The sequence below is a fragment of the Streptomyces sp. NPDC090025 genome, assembly GCF_044748125.1.
Classification (GTDB): domain Bacteria; phylum Actinomycetota; class Actinomycetes; order Streptomycetales; family Streptomycetaceae; genus Streptomyces.
The window spans coordinates 237,023-255,495 of record NZ_JBIVFL010000001.1 but is presented as its reverse complement, the minus strand read 5'-3'; the positions used below and the strand labels follow the sequence as shown (position 1 = coordinate 255,495).

The following is an 18,473-nucleotide window of genomic DNA, read 5'->3' as shown; positions in this document are numbered from 1 at the left end:
TACTCCCCGAATGCGTCGGGGAGACGACGAATCCCACCTCCCGCGCACGCAGCGCGAGAGGGGGCATCAGGGGTTCAGCGGCCGAACAAGGCGATGGCTCCGGGTGGCGAGTTGCGACCCGCCCTCCGGACGCGCCGCGCGGTGGGGGCCCGCCGTGCCCCGGTCAGGTGGGCGGCGGCGGGCGCGCGGGGGCCGGAGGGCGGGCCGGTCAGAGGGCGAAGGTGGTCACCACCGCCGCGTGGTCGGACGGCCACGTGTTCGCCGCCACGTCCGGCCAGGGCGTGGGGGTGCCGAGGACCAGCGTGCGGGAGTCGAGGACGCGCAGGCCGCGGCCGTCGTGGAGGACGTAGTCGATCCGGTCCTGCGGCTCGGGGCGGCCCGCGTGGGCGCCCTCCTCGGGGTGCACCGGGTGGACCGGCGACCAGGTGTGGCCGGGCGCGCGGACCGGGTCGGGGTGGGCCTCGCGGTACGAGTCGCGCAGCCCGGCCGCCTCCGCCGCGAGCGACACCGGCCAGGGCACGTCGGTACGGTCGAGGTGCGAGGGCGCGTTGAAGTCACCGACCAGGACCACCGGCCGGACCCCGTCCCCTCCGGTGGCGCTCGCCGCCGCGATCCGGTCCAGGGCGTCCGCCAACTGCCCCCGCCTGACCTCCTCGTGGGCGACCAGCTCGGCCGCCGCCAGGCCGTCGAGATCCGCCTCGTACGGGCCGTACGGCGTGTAGTGCAGGTGCGCCGTCCACACGTCGACCTCCCGCGCCCCCGGCGTTTCCGGGCCCCCGAGGCGGATGCGGACGCCCGCCGCGCCGTAGAAGCCGACCTCCGGGTCGCCGAACCGGGCGACGATCGGGTGCCGGGAGAGGATGCCGAGGTTCTCGCCCGCCGTGTGGTGGTGCCAGCCGAGGGCGTCGGCCAGCTCCTTCGTCGCCGTGCCGCCGGTCTCCTGGAGGCCGACGACATCGGCGCCCGAGGCGCGGATCGCGGCGAGCTGCTTGGCCCGGTGGTCGTCGACGAACGCGCCGCCGAGCCACAGGTTCCAGCTCATCACCCGCAGCCGTCCGCCCTCCTGACGTTCCGTCATCGACTGGTGGGTCATCGCGCGCAGCCGGTCAGGGGTCACCTCGGCCAGGCTGTCCAGGACCGTCCGGCCGGGCGCGGGCGGGATCGGCGCGACCGACGGCACCGCGAGCACCGCGCACCCGGCGGCCTCCGCCGAGCCGACACCGGTCGGAGTGTCCTCGACGGCCACGCAGTACGCGGGCTCGACGCCGAGGGCGCGGCACGCGGCCAGGTACGGGTCGGGCTCCGGCTTGGTGCGCTCGGTGTCGTCGGCGGTCACCGACACGGCGAACGCGGGCGCCCCGAGCGCGCCGAGGGCGGCGAGCACGGTGTCGGCGACCGGCCGCGGCGAGGCCGTGACGAGGGCCGTGGGGACGCCGTCGCGGGCGAGCGCGGCGAGCAGGTCGAGCGCGCCGGGGCGCACCTCGACACCGCCGCGCACCCGGGTGTCGAACTCGTGGTGCAGGGCGGCCGCGAGCCGGTCCGCCTCGGCGGCACCGGCGGTCCCGGCCAGCCAGGCGGCGGTGTCCTCGACCGCGCGGCCGAGCACCTCGGGCCGGTCGGCCTCGGTCAGGACCCGCCCCGCGACGTGCTCCACCGCCTCCCACCACAGGCCCTCGGTGTCGACGAGCGTGCCGTCCATGTCGAACAGGACGGCGTGAAGTACGGGCACGGGCACGGTGTTCTCTCTCTGTACGGTCAGGAGGTCACGACGTCACGACGTCACGACGTGACGGAGGAGGGCGCGGGGACCAGCGGTCACGCGGTCACGCGGTGGCGGTGCGCGGGGCCACCAGGACCGGGCGCTCGCGCAGGGTGACCCGTACCGCGTGACCCGCGGTGAGGGTGGTGGCCTCATGGGTGGGCAGGTCCGCCTTGACCTCGGTGCCGCCCGCGAGTCCGCTCTCGATGCGCACGGTGAGGCGGGTGGTGGCGCCGAGGAACGCGGTGCCGACGATCCGGCCGAAGCCCGCGCCGTCGATGCCGTCGTCGTCGACGGCGACCTTGACGTCCTCGGGCCGTACCAGCACGTCGACCGCACGCCCCGCGGGCGCGTCGCCGTCCACCGGCAGGGTCCGGCCGAGGACCTCGACGGTGCTGCCGTCGAGGTCCCCGGGGATCCGGCTCATGGTGCCGACGAACTCGGCGACGAACGCGGTGGCGGGACGCCCGTACAGCTCGGCGGGCGGGGCGCACTGCTCAAGTCGGCCGTCGCGCATCACGGCGACCCGGTCGGCCATCGACAGCGCCTCTTCCTGATCGTGCGTCACGAAGAGGGTGGTGATGCCGAGTTCGCGCTGGATGCGGCGGATCTCCTCACGCAGCGTGAGCCGCACCTTGGCGTCGAGCGCGGACAGCGGCTCGTCGAGGAGCAGCACCCGGGGCCGCAGCGCGAGGGCGCGGGCCAGGGCGACGCGCTGCTGCTGGCCGCCGGACAGCTCGTGGGGGTAGCGGCCGCCCTTGTCGGCGAGGCCGACGAGGTCCAGCAACTCCTGTGCCTGGGCCTTGCGTTCGGTCTTGCCGACCTTCCGCATCCGCAGTCCGAAGGCGACGTTGTCGACACAGTCGAGGTGCGGGAAGAGGCTGTACGACTGGAAGACCATGCCCGCGTCCCGCCGGTGCGCGGGCACCGAGGTGACGTCCTGGCCGTCGACGAGGACCGCGCCGGAGTCGGGGTGCTCGAACCCGGCGAGCATCCGCAGGGCGGTGGTCTTGCCGCAGCCGGACGGGCCGAGCAGCGCGAGCAGTTCGCCGGGGGCGACGGTGAGGTCGAGCCCGTCGAGCGCGGTGGTGGCGCCGAACTGGCGGCGCAGTCCGCGGAATTCGACGGTCGCGGCCTCGCCGTGGGGGGCGGCGGCGGTGGCGGTGGCAACGGTGGGGGCGGTCATGATCATCCCTTGGTGGTACGGGAGCGGCGGCGGGCGGCCTTGCCGGCGCGGGCGGCGCCGGGGGTGCGTCCGCCGGCGCCCGCGAGGGCCAGGAGCAGCACCCAGGTGACGAGGAGGCTGAGCACGGAGACGGCCACGGACAGCTGGGCCTGGGAGCCGGAGACGTTCACGATCCAGACGGCGAACGGCCGGAAGCCGAGCAGCTGGGCGACCGTGTACTCGCCGAGGACCAGGGCCAGGGTGAGGAAGGCGGCGTTCATCAGCGCGCCGCGCAGGTTCGGCAGCACGCCCTTGACCAGCGCCTGGACCGGTCCCGCGCCGCAGCTGCGGGCGGCCTCGACGAGGGTGCGGACGTCGACGGCGCGCAGTCCGGCGTCGAGGGCGCGGTAGACGAAGGGCAGCGCCATCACCACGTACGCGAGGACCAGGATCACCGGGAAGGACGGGTTCTGCAGCGCCATGAAGGTCTGGAAGAAGGGGGTGCGGGCGAGGTGCTCGGGCCCCCACTTCAGGACCGTGACGAGGGCGGCGACGAACGCGATCGGCGGCACCACGAGCGGCAGCGAGCAGACCGTCTCGACGAGCGGCCGCAGCCGGGGCGCGCCGAGCCGCAGCGCGACCATCGCGGGCACCATGAGCAGCAGCACGACGACGATGGTGACGGCGGCGAGGCCGAGCGAGAGCAGCAGGCTGGTGAGGAAGCCCTCGGTGCCGATGATCTGCGTGTAGGCGTCGAAGGTGATGCCCTGGCCCGGCACGTCGACCGTGAAGATCACCGAGGCGGCGAGCGGGATCAGGAAGTAGAGCCCGGCGACGGTGAGGACGCCCCAACGCCAGAACGGTCGGGGCTTGTTCAGGCGAGCCATCGGGAACTCCGGCGTTGCAGGGGCAGGTAGACGGCCATGACGAGCCCGGCGATGACGACCATGTCGAGGCTGAGGGCGAGCGCCACGTTCTCCTGGCCGACCAGGACGTTGCCGGAGAGCGCGTCGGAGATCTGCAGGGTGACCAGCGGGACGGCGCTGCCGACCATCGCGGCGGCGGTGGCGTACGCGGCGAACGCGCTGCCGAACAGCAGCACGAGCCCGCCGAGGAGGCTGGGAAGCAGCACCGGGAGTGCCACGTGCCGCCAGTACTGGAGGCCGGTGGCGCCGTTGTTGCGGGCGGCCTCGCGCCACTGGGTGCGCAGTCCGTCGAGCGCGGGCGTGATGGTGAGGACCATCAGCGGGATGAGGAAGTACAGGTAGACCAGGACCAGGCCCCAGAAGCTGTACAGGCTCCAGCCCTTGTCGCCGAGCGCGAAGTGGCGGGTGAGCACACCGGAGTTGCCGAGGGTGGCGACGAACGCGAACGCGAGCGGCACGCCGCCGAAGTTGGCGAGGACGCCGGAGGCGGTGAGCACGGCCTCGCGCAGCGCCCGGGACCGGGAGGACACCACGGCCTGCGCGAGCGGCAGCCCGAGCACGGCGGCGAGTCCCGCGGCGGTCGCGGACAGCTTCACGCTGCCGAGCAGGGCGGTGAGGTAGGCGCCCTGGACGGAGGCGGTCAGGTTCGCGGTGCCGTACGAGCCGGCGCCGGTCACCGGGTCGTCCACGGTGAGGGCGCCGCTGAGCATGGCGATCACGGGGACGCCGAAGGCGATCGCGGTGAACGCGAGCAGCGGCACGGTGGCGAGCCAGCCGGGGGTGCGGCGGCGCCGCCGCTGCCGGGCCCCGGCGGCACCGGCGGGGCCGGTACCGGTGGGCGCGGCGGCGGCGGACGCCGTGAGGGTGTCGCTCGTCATCCGGAGACGGCCTTGCCCCAGCCCTCGGCGAGGGTCTTCTTGGCCTTGGCGAGCTGGGCCTCGGTCGGGAAGGCCGGGGTGCCGGTGACGGCGGGCAGCTTGGCGGCGGCCTCCTTGTCCAGGGTGCCGGCCTTCTCCAGGGCGGGCATCAGGACCGGGCGGGCGAAGCCCTTGAGCCACAGGTTCTGGCCCTCGGCGCTGTACAGGTACTCCTGCCACAGGCGGGCGGCCGCCGGGTGCGGGGCGTCCTTGTTGACGGCCTGCGAGTAGAACTGGGCGTAGCTGCCGTCGGCGGGGACGGCGACCTTCCAGTCGAGGCCCTTGGACTTGAACTCGGCGGCGTAACCGGCGTTCAGGTAGTCCCAGTCGATGGAGATGGGCGTCTCGCCCTTCTCGACGGTGGCCGGGGTGGACTCGACGGGCGTGTAGTTGCCGTTCTTCTTCAGCTGGGCGAAGAAGTCGAGGCCGGGCTGGATGTCGTCGAAGGAGCCGCCGTTGGCGAGCGCCGCCGCGTACACACCGCCGAACGCCGAACCCGACTTGGTCGGGTTGCCGTTGAGCGCGACCTGGCCCTTGTACTCGGGCTTCAGGAGGTCCTTGAAGGTGGTCGGGCAGACCTTGACGCGCTTGGCGTCGCAGCCGATGGAGACGTAGCCGCCGTAGTCGTTGAACCAGCGGCCCTTCGGGTCCTTCTGGCCCGCCGGGATGTCGTTCCAGGCGGCGACCTGGTACGGGGCGGTGAGGCCCTGCTGGGCGGCGCTGAGCGCGAAGGAGATGCCGAGGTCGAGGACGTCGGGGGCGCGGTCCTGGCCCTTGCGGGAGGTGACGGCGTTGATCTCGTCCTGGCTGGAGGCGTCGGGGTTCTCGACCTCCACCTTGATGCCGTACTTCGCCTGGAAACCGTCGATGACGGCGCCGTAGTTGGCCCAGTCGCGGGGGATCGCGATGGCGTGCAGCGAGCCCTCCTTCTTGGCCGCCTTGATCAGGGCGTCCATGCCGCCGAAGTCGGCGGCGGAGGTGGCGGTGGCGGCGTTCTTGCCGTCGGGGGTGGTGGTGGCCTCGGGGGCGGCGCCGCAGGCGGTGAGGGCGAGCGCGGCGACGACGGCGAGGGAACCGCCGACGAAGGCGTTTCTCGGGAGGGTCGCGGGGACGGGCACGGCTGCTCCAGGAAAGTCGGGGGGCGACAACTTGTATGGACAAGTTGGCCCCAGTACGCCGGGCGACGATGACCTGAAGGTGAACGAGACGGGAACGGTTCACGCCCATTCCTTGCACAATCGCGGTTGTTTCCCGCGAGTTGAACGCTGGTCTACTCTGACCCTGCCGCACACGACAGCGCACAGCTGTCCCCACCGCGAACCCACCGCCGTGCACGCCGCCGCCCGTGTCCCCGCCGCTCCGCCGGGCCGGGCGCGCCCGTCGTACGGCGGCCCAACGACCCGAAGGGGCAAGGGAGAACGATGACCGCGCGCCACGAACAGATCGCCGCGGCCCTGCGCCTCGCGATCCACCGCGAGGAGTACCCGGTGGGCGCCCGGCTGCCCGCCGAGACCGAGCTCGCCACGCAGTACGGCGTCTCCCGCGGCACCGTCCGGCAGGCCGTCGCCGCACTCACCGCCGAGGGCCTGATCGGCTCCCGCCAGGGCGCCCGCCGGGTGGTCCTCGCCCCGCGCCGCAGCCAGAGCTTCGCCGAGCTGCGCAGCTTCGCCCAGTGGGCGCAGGCGATGGGCCGCACCGCCACCGGCCGGGTGATCGTCCAGGAGTACCGCCCGGCCACCGCAGAGGACGCCACCCGCCTCCAGCTCGCCCAGGGCACCCCCGTCCTGAACGTGCTCCGGCTGCGCGGCCTGGACGGCGACCCGGTGCTCGTCGAGCGCTCCGTCTACGCCGACTGGATCTCCCCCGCCGTCGCCGCCATCGACCCCGAGTGCGCCTCGGTCACCCAGCGCCTGTACGCCGACACCGGTCTGGTCTTCGCCCACGGCGAGCACGTCATCGACGCGATCTCGGCGGGCGCCCAGGACGCCGCCCTCCTGGCCCTGCGCCGCACCAGCCCCCTGCTCCGCGTCCGCCGCGTCACCACCACCCACGACGGCCGCCCGGTCGAATGGTCCGACGACCGCTACCGCCCGGACGCGGTCAGCTTCACGGTCCACAACGCGATCGGACACAACCCGCTGATGCGGACGACGGCGGGCTGAGGCGGGGCGCTGCTGGGCGGGGGCGGGCCTGGTGGCCCGGGCGGGGGCGGCGCCGTTTTCCCCCGCGTCAGGCAGACTGGTTGTTTGGCCCGAAGCTCGGAGAAGCCGCGGGCCGTGCGCGGAAGGGGATGCACGCAACGTGAACGGTCCACTCATCGTCCAGAGCGACAAGACGCTCCTGCTGGAGGTCGACCACGAGCAGGCCGACGCCTGCCGGCGGGCCATCGCCGCGTTCGCCGAGCTGGAGCGGGCGCCCGAGCACATCCACACGTACCGGGTGACCCCGCTCGGGCTGTGGAACGCGCGGGCCGCCGGGCACGACGCCGAGCAGGTCGTCGACGCGCTCGTGGAGTTCTCGCGCTACCCCGTGCCGCACGCGCTGCTCGTGGACGTCGCCGAGACCATGGCCCGCTACGGGCGGCTCACCCTGTCCAAGCACCCCACCCACGGGCTCGTGCTCACCACCACCGACCGGCCGGTCCTGGAGGAGGTGCTGCGGTCCAAGAAGGTGCAGCCGCTCGTCGGGGAGCGGCTCGACCCCGACACCGTCGCCGTGCACCCCTCCGAGCGGGGCCAGATCAAGCAGACCCTGCTGAAGCTCGGCTGGCCCGCCGAGGACCTCGCCGGATACGTCGACGGCGAGGCCCACCGGATCGACCTGGCCGAGGACGGCTGGCAGCTGCGGCCCTACCAGCAGCAGGCCGTCGAGGGCTTCTGGCACGGCGGCTCCGGCGTCGTCGTGCTGCCCTGCGGCGCCGGGAAGACGCTGGTCGGCGCCGGGGCGATGGCCCGCGCCAAGGCCACCACGCTGATCCTCGTCACCAACACCGTCTCCGCCCGCCAGTGGAAGAACGAGCTGGTCAAGCGCACCTCGCTGACCGAGGACGAGATCGGCGAGTACAGCGGCACCCGCAAGGAGATCCGCCCGGTCACCATCGCCACCTACCAGGTCCTCACCACCCGGCGTAAGGGCGTCTACCCGCACCTGGAGCTCTTCGACTCCCGCGACTGGGGCCTGATCGTCTACGACGAGGTGCACCTGCTGCCCGCGCCCGTCTTCAAGTTCACCGCCGACCTCCAGGCCCGCCGCCGCCTCGGCCTCACCGCCACCCTGGTCCGCGAGGACGGCCGCGAGTCCGACGTCTTCTCGCTCATCGGCCCCAAGCGCTTCGACGCCCCCTGGAAGGAGATCGAGGCCCAGGGCTACATCGCGCCCGCCGACTGCGTCGAGGTCCGCGTCGACCTCACCGACTCCGAGCGGCTCGCCTACGCCACCGCCGAGGCCGAGGAGAAGTACCGCTTCTGCGCGACCACCGCCACCAAGCGGAAGGTCACCGAGGCCCTGGTACGGAAGTTCGCCGGGCAGCAGATCCTCGTCATCGGCCAGTACATCGACCAGCTCGACGAGCTCGGCGAGCACCTGAACGCCCCCGTGATCAAGGGCGAGACCTCCAACGCGCAGCGCGAGAAGCTCTTCGACGCCTTCCGCAACGGCGAGATCAGCGTCCTCGTCGTCTCCAAGGTCGCCAACTTCTCCATCGACCTGCCCGAGGCCACCGTCGCCATCCAGGTCTCCGGCACCTTCGGCTCCCGCCAGGAGGAGGCCCAGCGGCTCGGCCGGGTGCTCCGCCCGAAGGCCGACGGCCACCAGGCGCACTTCTACTCGGTCGTCGCCCGCGACACCATCGACCAGGACTTCGCCGCCCACCGGCAGCGCTTCCTGGCCGAGCAGGGCTACGCGTACCGGATCCTCGACGCGAGCGAGCTGCTCGCCGAGGACTGACGCCCAGCGGGTACGCGAAGGGGCCCCGCCCGTGCGACACGTGCGACACGGACGGGGCCCCTTCTGCGTACCGGCGCGGACCCCTACGGGTTCAGCACCAGCCGCGCCCGCTCGTTGCCCGCGTTCGGGTCGAACACCGGCCGCTGCGTGCCGTACGACGGCTTCAGCACGACCTCGCCCTTCGCCGCCTTCACGACCGTGTCGACCCGCAGCCCGAACGGGAACGTCACCGTCTGCCGCTCCGCCACCCACAGCGGAAGGCCGCACTCGTAGCGGGGCGCGCCCGTACGGGTCTCGCTCTCCCACCAGCCGCCGTCCGCCGTGCGCGGCTCGCAGCCGTCCGGGACGGTGGTGACGGTCGCGCCGCGCGGCACGGTCACGTCGACCTTGGCGACCGGGTCGCCCGAGGTCAGGTTCGCGACCCAGGCCGGGCCCCGGTTGCGGAAGGTGACCGGCGCGGTCACCGTCTCCCCGGCGGCGGCCGTCAGCCGGGCGCCGGTCACGGCGAAGTCGGCGGTGTTGGTGACCCCGACCGCCAGGACGTCGCCGTTGTTCTCCGGCTGGATGTCGGCGGGCCCGGTGGCCGCCTCCACGCCGATGTCGATCCGCTCGGCCAGCGCGAAGCGGGCGGCCTTGGCGGTCAGGGCGGCGGGCAGCGGGAACGTTCCGCCCGGCTGCACGACGGTGTCGACGACGCACTCGACCTTGGTCAGCGGCTTGATGGCGCCGGAGCCCGGGCCGCCCTCGCCGATCGGGGTGCTCACGCACTTCGGCGCGAGCCCGCCCAGGTTCAGGGTCAGGCCCCGGGTCACGTAGAAGGTGGCGCGCACGCCCTGGGCGGCCTGGTCGCCGCGGTTGGTGACGCTCACCGGCACGGGCACGGTCGCGCCCGGCGCCACACCGGTGACCGGGGCGGTCCGGTCAAGGACCAGGTCGGGCCCGGAGGCGACCCGTACGGTGCCCCAGTTCTCGGCGACGAGCTGACCGCCCTCGCCGGTGGTGGTGGCCTTCGCGGTGTAGGAGATACGGCCCGAGGCCCCGTCGGCGGCGCCCGCGGCGGCGCGGACCGCCAGCTTCAGCGGCGTGGCGGAGGCGTTCCCGGTGCCGGTCACCTCGTCGACGGCGCACTCGGCGGAGGTGCCGGAGGGCGCGGGCGCGCAGGCGGCGGGCCAGTCGACCACGGCGATGCCCGCGAGACCGGAGACGTCGACGGTGATACGGCCGTCGGTCACCCGGAAGTCGGAGTTGTCGTGCGAGAGGCCGAGCGTGAGGGTGGTCGCCGGGAGGTCGACACCGGCGGCGGTCCGGGGGAGGACGAGTTCGTACGGCGACGAGCTGATCCACAGCTGGTCACTGTCGGCGAAGGCGGGGCCCGCGGTCAGTCCGACCGTGACGAGCCCGGCAGCGGCGGCACAGGCACCGAGCCGCGCGGTACGGCGACGGCCGGTGGAAGGCTTGTTCATGATCTCCTCGTTCGTCTGTGGCATGCACAGGCGGTGCGAAGTCCGCACCGAGGCGGTGCAAAGGCGGTGCGCTGAGGAGACCCCCGAGACGGAGGGAAGGTTGCCCTTAAGCGGCAGCTTGATCGTTCGAGTTCATGTCCTGGTCCACGTGGTCGGGGCGCGCGCTGCGGACGCCCGCGTCCTCGCCGTACGCCTCGGCGGCCGTGCCGAGCAGCACGACGCCCACGAGGGCGGCGCCGAAGACGCGTATCGCGCGCAGGCCGAAGGCCAGGCGGTGGGTGATTCCGGGGCCGGTTCTGCGGCCGGAGCGGGCGGTGGGCGCTGGGGTGAAGGTCGTCGCGGTCATGCCTCCATCATCCGAAACGGACATTCGGAACACATCGGCCTCAGGGTCGAACCTGGGTCCCCCTCGGGTCGGACCCCGTCCCCTACGGGTCGGACCCGGGGCCCACCCCGGCCCCGGCAACGCCGTACCCCCGGTACACCCCCCGGTACACCCCCCGGCACATCCCCCGATAAATCCATTGGCACCGACCCCGCACCCGGGGTTACACTCGCCAGCTTCCCCGCCTCCCGCTCGTGGAGCGCCGCCGCCCGGTCGGAAACCGGCGGCCACCTTGACGTGTCCGCATACCCGGAGGCCCCCCCGTGTCCGCACCGTCCGCCGCCCCCTCCGAAGGCACCCCTGAAGGCGCTCCCGAGGGCACCCACGACGACCCGCTCGCCCGCGAACGCGCCCACCTCGGCAGCTCCCGCGCCGCCCTGCGCGCCATGCGCGAGGACGTCGAGTCGCTCGACATCACGGACGTCACCGCCAACTGGGTCAACTCGATCGTCCTCACCCGGCAGATCGAGGACCGCATCAAGGCCCTCGCCGACCTCGCCGACACCCCCCTCTTCTTCGGCCGCCTCGACTACCTGCACACCACGCAGGAGGGCCAGCGCTTCTACATCGGCCGCCGCCACGTCCACGACGCCCACGGCGACCCCATGGTCATCGACTGGCGCGCCCCCGTCTCCCAGCCCTTCTACCGGGCCTCCAAGAAGGACCCGCAGGACGTCGGCCTGCGCCGCCGCTTCGGCTACACCGGCGGCGACCTCACCGCCTACGAGGACGAGCACCTCTCCGACCCCGCCGAACTCGAACGGACCAGCCGGCTGCTCCAGGCCGAGATCGAACGCCCCCGCGTCGGCCCGATGCGCGACATCGTCGCCACCATCCAGCCCGAGCAGGACGAGATCGTCCGCTCCGACCTGTCCGGCACCGTCTGCGTGCAGGGCGGCCCCGGCACCGGAAAGACCGCCGTCGGCCTGCACCGTGTCGCCTACCTGCTGTACGCCCACCGCGAGCGCCTCGCCCGCACCGGCACCCTCGTCATCGGACCCAACCGGTCCTTCCTCCAGTACATCGAGCAGGTGCTCCCCGCCCTCGGCGAGCTGGAGGTCCGCCAGGCCACCGTCGACGACCTCGTCGCCCACGTCAAGGTGCGCGGCACCGACTCCGCGCCGACCGCCGTCGTCAAGGGCGACGCCCGGATGGCCGAGCTGCTGCGCCGCGCCGTCCGCTCCCACATCGCGCTGCCGACCGAACCCCTGATGGTGGTCCGCGGCTCCCGGCGCTGGCGCGTCCCCGCGTACGAACTCGAAGAGATCGTGCAGGAACTGACGGACCGTGACATCCGGTACGGGGCGGCCCGCGAGGCCCTGCCGCAGCGCATCGCGCACGCCGTCCTGGTCCGCATGGAACAGGCGGGCGAGGCCCCCGACGACCGGGTGCAGAACACCGTCGCCCGCAACACCGCCGTCAAGGCCGTCGTCAACGCCTGCTGGCCCGCCGTCGACCCGGCCAAGCTCGTCCTGCGCCTCCTCTCCGACGCCGACTTCCTCGCCGCGCACGCCGAAGGACTCCTCGACGAGGACGAACAGAAGCTGCTGCTCTGGGCGAAGCCCGCGCGCAGCGTGAAGACCGCCAAGTGGTCCGCCGCCGACGCCGTCCTCATCGACGAGGCCACCGACCTGATCGAGCGCACCCACTCGCTGGGCCACGTCGTCCTCGACGAGGCCCAGGACCTCTCCCCCATGCAGTACCGGGCCGTCGGCCGCCGCTGCACCACCGGCTCCGCCACCGTCCTCGGCGACCTCGCCCAGGGCACCACCCCGTGGGCCACCGAGACCTGGCAGCTCGCCCTCACCCACCTCGGCAAGCCGGACGCCCACGTCGAGGAGCTGACCGCCGGTTTCCGTGTGCCGCGCGAGGTCATCGCGTACGCCTCCCGACTGCTCCCCCACATGTCGCCGGGGCTCACCCCGGTCGCCTCCGTCCGGGAGAACCCCGGTTCGCTGGTGATCCGCCAGGCCGCCGGGACCGAGGAGCGGGACGCCGACGTGGTCGCGGCCTGCGTGGAGTCGCTCGCGCACGAGGGCTCCATCGGCCTGATCGCCGCCGACGCCCGGATCGCCCCGCTCGCCGAGGCCCTGACGGCGGCGGGCCTGCCGTACCTGTCCCCCGGCGAGGAGACCACCGCCGAGTCCCGGCTGACCCTGGTCCCCGCCTCGCTCGCGAAGGGCCTGGAGTACGACTACGTGGTCCTCGACGAACCGGCCGCCGTCGTCGACGGCGAGCCGGACGAGCGGACCGGACTCCGACGCCTCTACGTGGCCCTGACCCGTGCCGTGTCCGGACTGACGATCATTCACGCGGCGGAGCTGCCCGAGCAGTTGGGCCGGCCGACGGACTAGCGGGGCGAGGTCTCCGGGTACTCGGCGAGCGCCTGCCGCCAGGAGCGGCGGGCGACCGCGGCGAGCACGGGGTTACGGGCCCCCGGGGTACCGGCCGTGCCGTCCGGGAGGCCGTAGTACGCCTCGGTGACCAGGCCCCAGCACAGCGCCCAGCCGCGCCCGCGCGCCCAGGTCCCGTCGTCCACCTGGGCGGCCGCGCGGAACAGCGGGCGGGTCTCGGGGGTGAACAGCGTCCACGCGGCCATCATGTCGACGGCCGGATCGCCCGTGCCGAGCCCGCCGAAGTCGATGACGGCGCCGAGCCGCCCGTCCCGGGTGAGCAGATTGCCGGGCAGCAGATCGCCGTGCACCCACACCGGGGAACCCTCGTACGCGGGCAGCCGCAGCACCGACTCCCAGGCGGCGAGGGCCAGTTCGGCCTCCTCGGCGGTGATGAGCCCGGCGGCGGTGAGGGTCGCGACGGAGCCGGGCAGCTCGCCCTCCTCCCAGTCGGTGACCGGGCCGCCCCGGAACGACGTCGGCCCGCCGCTCGCGTCGGCGGCGCGCAGCGCCACCCCGAACCGCCCGAGCGCCGTGGCCGCCTCGGCCAGCGCCGCTCCCTCGGCGACCGGCGCCTCGAACGCGTCGCGCCCGGCCAGCCACTCGTACACCGCCCACACCTGACCGAACCCCTCGCCCGGCGCACCGGCGCCGACCGGCACGGGCACGTCGAGCGGCAGCCCGGGCGCGATCCGCGGCAGCCAGCGCAGTTCCTTCTCGATCTGCCCGGTGGCCCAGGGGGCCTTCGGCAGCCGTACGGCGAGGGCGTCGCCGAGCCGGAACATGGCGTTGTCGGTGCCGGCCGACGCGAACCGTACGACGGGCAGGTGGGCCCAGTGCGGGAACTGGGCGGCGACCAGCCGCCGTACCAGAGCGACGTCGATGTCCGGGGTCGCGTCCTGGGTGGTGTCCATGCCCGGGAGCATACGAAAGGGGCGGCGCACTCCGGCAAGTGTGTTTCTGCCGGTGTGCGCCGCCCTCGGGTGGGACGCGCCGCGGGTGGTGCCCGCCGTCACGACGACTACTTCTGGTCCTGGTTGAACTTCGAGGTGGCCCAGAAGTATCCGAGGACCACCAGACCGACGCACCAGGCGACCGCGATCCAGCCGTTGTCACCGATCTCCGAGCCGAGCAGCAGACCGCGCAGGGTCTCGATGGCCGGGGTGAAGGGCTGGTACTGGGCGATCGGCTGGAACCAGCCGGGCATCGCGTTCAGCGGGACGAAGGCGCTGGACAGCAGCGGGAGCAGGATCAGCGGGGTCGCGTTGTTGCTGGCGGCCTCGGCGTTCGGGCTGACCAGGCCCATCCCGACGGCGATCCAGGTCAGCGCCAGGGTGAAGAGGACGAGCAGACCGAAGGCCGCGAGCCATTCGAGCACGGTGGCGTCCGTGGAGCGGAAGCCGATGGCGACGCCGACCGCGCCGACCAGGACGACACTGGCGACCGACTGGAACACGCTGCCGACCACATGGCCGACGAGGACCGACGGCCGGTGGATGGCCATGGTGCGGAAGCGGGCGATGATCCCCTCGTTCATGTCGTTGGCGACCGAGACGGCGGTGCCGATGACCGTGCTGCCGACGGTCATCAGGAGCAGACCGGGGACGATGTAGGCGATGTAGACGGAGCGGTCGGCCACGCCGCCGTTGATGCCCGCGCTCATGGTGTCGCCGAAGACGTACACGAACAGCAGGAGCAGCATGATCGGCGTGAGCAGCAGGTTCAGGGTGAGCGAGGGGTAGCGCCGGGCGTGCAGCAGGTTGCGGCGCAGCATGGTCGCGGAGTCGCGGGCGGCGAGGGAGAGGCTGCTCATCGGACGTTCTCCTTGGGCGAGTTGGCGGCGGTGACGTCGGCGGCGGGTGCGGTGGGGTTCTGCGGGGGGACGGTGGCGAGGCCGCCGGTGAGGGCGAAGAAGACGTCGTCGAGGTCGGGGGTGTGGACGGTGAGTTCGTCGGCCTCGATGGCGGCGGTGTCCAACCGGTCGAGGATGGCGCGGAGTTCGCGCTGGCTGCCGTCGCTGGGGAGCTGGAGGGACAGCGACTCGTCGTCGCGGGCGGCCTCGGCGAGTGCGGCGGCGGCCCGCTGGTAGGCGGTGGGGTCGGTGAAGCGGAGCTTCACGTGGCCGCCGGCGACGAGCCGCTTCAGCTCCTCGGCGGTGCCTTCGGCGGCGATCTTTCCGTCGTGCAGGACCGCGATCCGGTCGGCGAGTTCGTCGGCCTCCTCCAGGTACTGGGTGGTGAGGAAGACGGTGACGCCGTCGGCGACGAGCTCGCGGATGATCTGCCACATGTTGTGGCGGGAGCGCGGGTCGAGTCCGGTGGTCGGCTCGTCGAGGAAGATGATCCGCGGGTCGCCGACCAGGGTCATGGCGATGTCGAGGCGGCGCTTCATGCCGCCGGAGTAGGTGGACGCGGGCTTCTTGGCGGCCTCGGTGAGGTCGAAGCGGGCGAGGAGTTCGGCGGTGACCCGGCGCCCCTCGGCCTTCGGGAGGTGGTGCAGGTCGGCCATCAGGAGCATGTTCTCCTCGCCGGTGATCAGGCCGTCGACGGCGGAGAACTGGCCGGTGACACCGATCGACGCGCGGACCGCCTGGGCGGCGGTGCCGAGGTCGTGCCCGCCGACCCGGACCGGACCGCTGTCCGGGTCGGCGGAGATGAGGGTGGAGAGGATCTTGACGGCGGTGGTCTTGCCCGCGCCGTTCGGCCCGAGCAGGGAGAAGATCGTGCCCTGCGGGACGGCGATGTCGACGCCGTCGAGGACGTTCTTGTCGCCGTAGGACTTGCGAAGTCCGGTGGCGGAGATGGCCAGTTCGGTCATGATCGACGGGCTCCTTCGGGGCGGGTGGGGTGGTCCGGGGGCGGGGTCAGTTGCTGTGGGCGGCGATGTCGCCCTGCATGGTGGTGGCGCGGATGTTCAGCGCGGCGGCGGCGCCGTCGCTGTTGCGCAGGGAGTTGCTGATCCGGCCCTGGGCGGTGCCCGCGTCGAGGGTGGCGGAGACGCCGGGGGCGGCGCCGATGCTGATGTCGCCCTGCATGGTCTCCAGGAGGACGGCGCCGGTGACGGCCTCGGCGACGCGCAGGCTGCCCTTCTGGGTGCGGAGTTCGGCGGCGCCGCCGAGCCGGCCGACGGTGAGGTCGCCCGCCTGGACGACGAGCCGGGCGGCGCCGGTCGCGTCGAGCGTGACGTCGCCCTGGGCGGCCTCGAAGTCGATGTCGCCGAGCCGGCCGGTGCCGACCAGGTCGGCGGCGGCGGCCTTGGCCTGGACCCGGGATCCGGCGGGGAGCTGGACGGTGACGTCGAGCGAGCCGAACTTGCCGAAGACCTTGCTCTCGGCCTCGGGCGACTCGATCCGCAGGACCCCGTCGGCGAAGCCGATCCGGATCCGCTCGGCCTCGGTCACGTCGCGGGACTTGTCGGCGTCGGCGGGGCGGACGTCGACGGTGGCGGCGGAGAGGCCGTCGACGGCGACGAGCTCGATGCGGCCGGCGGGGATGTCGATGATCGCGGTGACCGGGGCGGAGGTCTGGAACTTGTTCATGACGGGCTCCTTGTTTCCTTTGCTTCGTCGCGGTCGACCGGTTGGCCGCCCTCGTTTCTGACAATGGAAACGCTACGTTGCATTCGCAGGAGTGGCAACAGGTTCGTTGCGAAAGAGGTGCGTCATTGCAGGTCAGCGGTAAGAAATCGTTGCAACGGGCGACAAGGCAACGCAACGTCAGACAGACGTTGCGTTGCAATGGGTGAGGAGTGAACGCTATAGTCGGAGCCACACACGCAGCGAAGGGAGCAGGCAGTGCCCGGAGGCAGACTCACCCAGCAGGAACGCCAGCAGATCGCGCTGGGACTGGCCGACGGCCTCGCCTACGCGGAGATCGCCCGCAGGCTCGACCGGCCGACGTCGACCGTCACCCGCGAGGTCATGCGCAACGGCGGCCCGGCGGGCTACCGCGCGGACCTCGCCCACCGCGCCACCGAACGCCGCACCCACCGGCGCCGCCCGGCCGTGCCGCGCGGCACGGAGACGGTCCCGATGGCGCACGGCAGGGACGCGGCGGCGGTGCACGAGTACGAGGAGATGTTCACGACCCTGCTGATGGCGCAGGGCCTGCCGAAGATGATGTCGCGGGTCCTGACCTGCCTCTACACGACGGACGAGGGCAGCCTCACGGCGGCGGAACTCTCCCAGCGGCTCCAGGTCAGCCCGGCTTCCATCTCCAAGGCGGTCGCGTTCCTGGAGAACCAGGGGCTGATCGCGCGCGAGCGGGCGGAGGGCCGCAGGGAGCGCTACATCGCCGACGACAACGTCTGGTACGACTCGACGATGGCGGCGGCGAAGGCGAGTTTCGACCTGGGGGAGGCGGCGCGACAGGGGGTCGCGGTGCTGGGGTCGGGGACACCGGCGGCGGTGCGCCTCGAGAACATCGCGCGGTTCGTGGACTTCATCGGGGAGAGCATCACGAGGGCGGCGGAGCAGGCGCGGGAGGTGCTGTACACGAAGCCGGTGGAGGACGACGAGAGCTGAGCGGTGCGGCGCGGGGGCCGTTCCGGGGGGTGGGTCCGGGACTGCATGATTTACGGCGCGGGGCCTGGTCCTGATGAGTTCGGGCCCTTGTTCCCGCACCACAAATCACGCTTCACGTCCCGGCCCCACCCCCCTGCACGTCCCCCGCTCCCGATCCACAGTCCGCTCGCGCGGGCCTGGGTGGGGCGGGGCCAGAAGCCCGCGAGCAACGCTCAGGCAACCGGGGCCACCCCGCGCCAAGCGCTACGCGCCACGCGCTACGCGTCGACCGCCTCGCGCCACACCCGTACCGCCTCCGCCGACACCGGGGCCGTCCAGCCCTGGGGGCGGGCCGCGCCGCCGATGTGGAAGGCGGTCAGGCCCGCCGCCCGGAGGGTGGGGAGGTGGTCGAGGCGGAGGCCGCCGCCGACCAGGATCTGGGGCTCGTAGCCCGGCTCGCCCGCCCGCGCCGCCTCCGCGAGGAGCGTCGGCAGGCCGTCGTCGACGCCCGTCGCCGCGCCCGCCGTGAGGTACGTGTCGAGCCCGGGCAGGTCCGCGAGCTGCTTGCGCAGCGCGTCCCGGTCCGCAGCCCGGTCGATCGCCCGGTGGAAGGTCCAGCGGCAGCCGTCGAGCACGGCGACCAGCCGCTCCACCGCCACCAGGTCCGCGTCCCCGTCCGGCGTCAGGAAGCCGAGCACGAACTCGTCCGCCCCCGCCTCGCGCAGCTGCGCCGTGCGCCGGACCAGCTCGTCCACCTGCTCCGCGTCCCCGGCGGCGAAGCCGTCCGTCAGCCTGAGCATCACGCGCAGCGGGATGTCCACCGCGGCGCGGATCGCCGCGAAGCCGGTCGTGGCGGGCGTCAGTCCGTCCGCCGCCATGTCGGTGACCAGCTCGAGGCGGTCCGCCCCACCGGCCTGGGCAGCGACCGCGTCCTCCTCATCGAGGGCGATCACCTCCAGCACTGCACGGTTGCTCATTGAGCCCAATCCTCCACGGGTCGCGATGACGCGGACAGGTCT

Annotated in this window: 16 protein-coding genes; 4 read left to right on the top strand and 12 right to left on the bottom strand. The window is 73.1% G+C overall.

The window, feature by feature from the left end; all coding sequences use genetic code 11:
- Positions 1-208: 208 nt before the first annotated feature.
- From ACIPXM_RS01250 to ACIPXM_RS01230, 5 genes are all read right to left on the bottom strand, one after another.
- Entirely contained in the window at positions 209-1,735 is a 1,527-nt protein-coding gene (locus tag ACIPXM_RS01250; RefSeq protein ID WP_401650468.1) for an HAD-IA family hydrolase, read from the bottom strand.
- A gap of 88 nt (positions 1,736-1,823) precedes the next feature.
- Positions 1,824-2,945 (bottom strand): ABC transporter ATP-binding protein, encoded by a 1,122-nt coding sequence (locus ACIPXM_RS01245; RefSeq protein ID WP_401650465.1) that lies wholly within the window; start codon positions 2,943-2,945, stop codon positions 1,824-1,826.
- A gap of 2 nt (positions 2,946-2,947) precedes the next feature.
- Positions 2,948-3,811 carry an ABC transporter permease gene (locus tag ACIPXM_RS01240; protein WP_401650462.1) on the bottom strand — a complete coding sequence of 288 codons (864 nt, stop codon included), beginning with the start codon at positions 3,809-3,811 and terminating at the stop codon, positions 2,948-2,950.
- On the bottom strand, positions 3,799-4,728 hold the full coding sequence (locus tag ACIPXM_RS01235; protein WP_401650459.1) for an ABC transporter permease: 930 nt from the start codon (positions 4,726-4,728) through the stop codon (positions 3,799-3,801). The genes ACIPXM_RS01240 and ACIPXM_RS01235 overlap by 13 nt, the downstream gene beginning before the upstream one ends.
- Positions 4,725-5,885: an ABC transporter substrate-binding protein gene (locus tag ACIPXM_RS01230; RefSeq protein ID WP_401650456.1), complete on the bottom strand. Its 1,161-nt coding sequence runs from the start codon at positions 5,883-5,885 to the stop codon at positions 4,725-4,727. The genes ACIPXM_RS01235 and ACIPXM_RS01230 overlap by 4 nt, the downstream gene beginning before the upstream one ends.
- Before the next feature lie 303 nt (positions 5,886-6,188).
- Here ACIPXM_RS01230 and ACIPXM_RS01225 point away from each other — a divergent pair, with 303 nt between their 5' ends.
- Together ACIPXM_RS01225 and ACIPXM_RS01220 are read left to right on the top strand one after the other, a co-directional pair.
- A complete protein-coding gene (locus ACIPXM_RS01225; protein WP_401650453.1) occupies positions 6,189-6,929 on the top strand; it encodes a GntR family transcriptional regulator in 741 nt (246 codons plus the stop codon).
- Positions 6,930-7,068: 139 nt separating this feature from the next.
- Positions 7,069-8,712, top strand: a complete 1,644-nt coding sequence (locus ACIPXM_RS01220) for a DNA repair helicase XPB (RefSeq protein WP_401650451.1) — start codon at positions 7,069-7,071, stop codon at positions 8,710-8,712.
- 83 nt (positions 8,713-8,795) lie between these two features.
- Here the strand turns inward: ACIPXM_RS01220 and ACIPXM_RS01215 are convergent, their stop codons facing one another.
- Together ACIPXM_RS01215 and ACIPXM_RS01210 are read right to left on the bottom strand one after the other, a co-directional pair.
- Entirely contained in the window at positions 8,796-10,175 is a 1,380-nt protein-coding gene (locus ACIPXM_RS01215; protein ID WP_401650448.1) for a hypothetical protein, read from the bottom strand.
- Positions 10,176-10,281: 106 nt separating this feature from the next.
- The gene (locus ACIPXM_RS01210) at positions 10,282-10,521 is read right to left on the bottom strand and encodes a hypothetical protein (RefSeq protein WP_401650445.1); all 240 of its coding nucleotides are present in this window, start codon (positions 10,519-10,521) and stop codon (positions 10,282-10,284) included.
- 302 nt (positions 10,522-10,823) lie between these two features.
- Here ACIPXM_RS01210 and ACIPXM_RS01205 point away from each other — a divergent pair, with 302 nt between their 5' ends.
- Positions 10,824-12,914: a HelD family protein gene (locus ACIPXM_RS01205; RefSeq protein WP_401650442.1), complete on the top strand. Its 2,091-nt coding sequence runs from the start codon at positions 10,824-10,826 to the stop codon at positions 12,912-12,914.
- Here ACIPXM_RS01205 and ACIPXM_RS01200 read toward each other — a convergent pair.
- The 4 genes from ACIPXM_RS01200 to ACIPXM_RS01185 all read right to left on the bottom strand — a co-directional run bounded on the left by ACIPXM_RS01200 (position 12,911) and on the right by ACIPXM_RS01185 (position 16,491).
- On the bottom strand, positions 12,911-13,867 hold the full coding sequence (locus ACIPXM_RS01200) for an aminoglycoside phosphotransferase family protein (protein ID WP_401650440.1): 957 nt from the start codon (positions 13,865-13,867) through the stop codon (positions 12,911-12,913). The genes ACIPXM_RS01205 and ACIPXM_RS01200 overlap by 4 nt on opposite strands.
- A gap of 107 nt (positions 13,868-13,974) precedes the next feature.
- Positions 13,975-14,766, bottom strand: a complete 792-nt coding sequence (locus tag ACIPXM_RS01195) for an ABC transporter permease (RefSeq protein WP_401650437.1) — start codon at positions 14,764-14,766, stop codon at positions 13,975-13,977.
- Entirely contained in the window at positions 14,763-15,770 is a 1,008-nt protein-coding gene (locus ACIPXM_RS01190) for an ATP-binding cassette domain-containing protein (RefSeq protein WP_401650433.1), read from the bottom strand. The genes ACIPXM_RS01195 and ACIPXM_RS01190 overlap by 4 nt, the downstream gene beginning before the upstream one ends.
- Before the next feature lie 46 nt (positions 15,771-15,816).
- Positions 15,817-16,491, bottom strand: a complete 675-nt coding sequence (locus ACIPXM_RS01185; RefSeq protein ID WP_401650430.1) for a DUF4097 family beta strand repeat-containing protein — start codon at positions 16,489-16,491, stop codon at positions 15,817-15,819.
- A 255-nt stretch (positions 16,492-16,746) separates the two neighbouring features.
- Between ACIPXM_RS01185 and ACIPXM_RS01180 the strand changes: the two genes are divergently transcribed.
- Entirely contained in the window at positions 16,747-17,475 is a 729-nt protein-coding gene (locus tag ACIPXM_RS01180) for a helix-turn-helix domain-containing protein (protein WP_401650427.1), read from the top strand.
- A gap of 257 nt (positions 17,476-17,732) precedes the next feature.
- On the opposite strand, the gene ACIPXM_RS01175 is transcribed toward ACIPXM_RS01180, so the two are convergent.
- Positions 17,733-18,431 carry a copper homeostasis protein CutC gene (locus ACIPXM_RS01175; protein ID WP_401650424.1) on the bottom strand — a complete coding sequence of 233 codons (699 nt, stop codon included), beginning with the start codon at positions 18,429-18,431 and terminating at the stop codon, positions 17,733-17,735.
- Positions 18,432-18,473 lie beyond the last annotated feature (42 nt).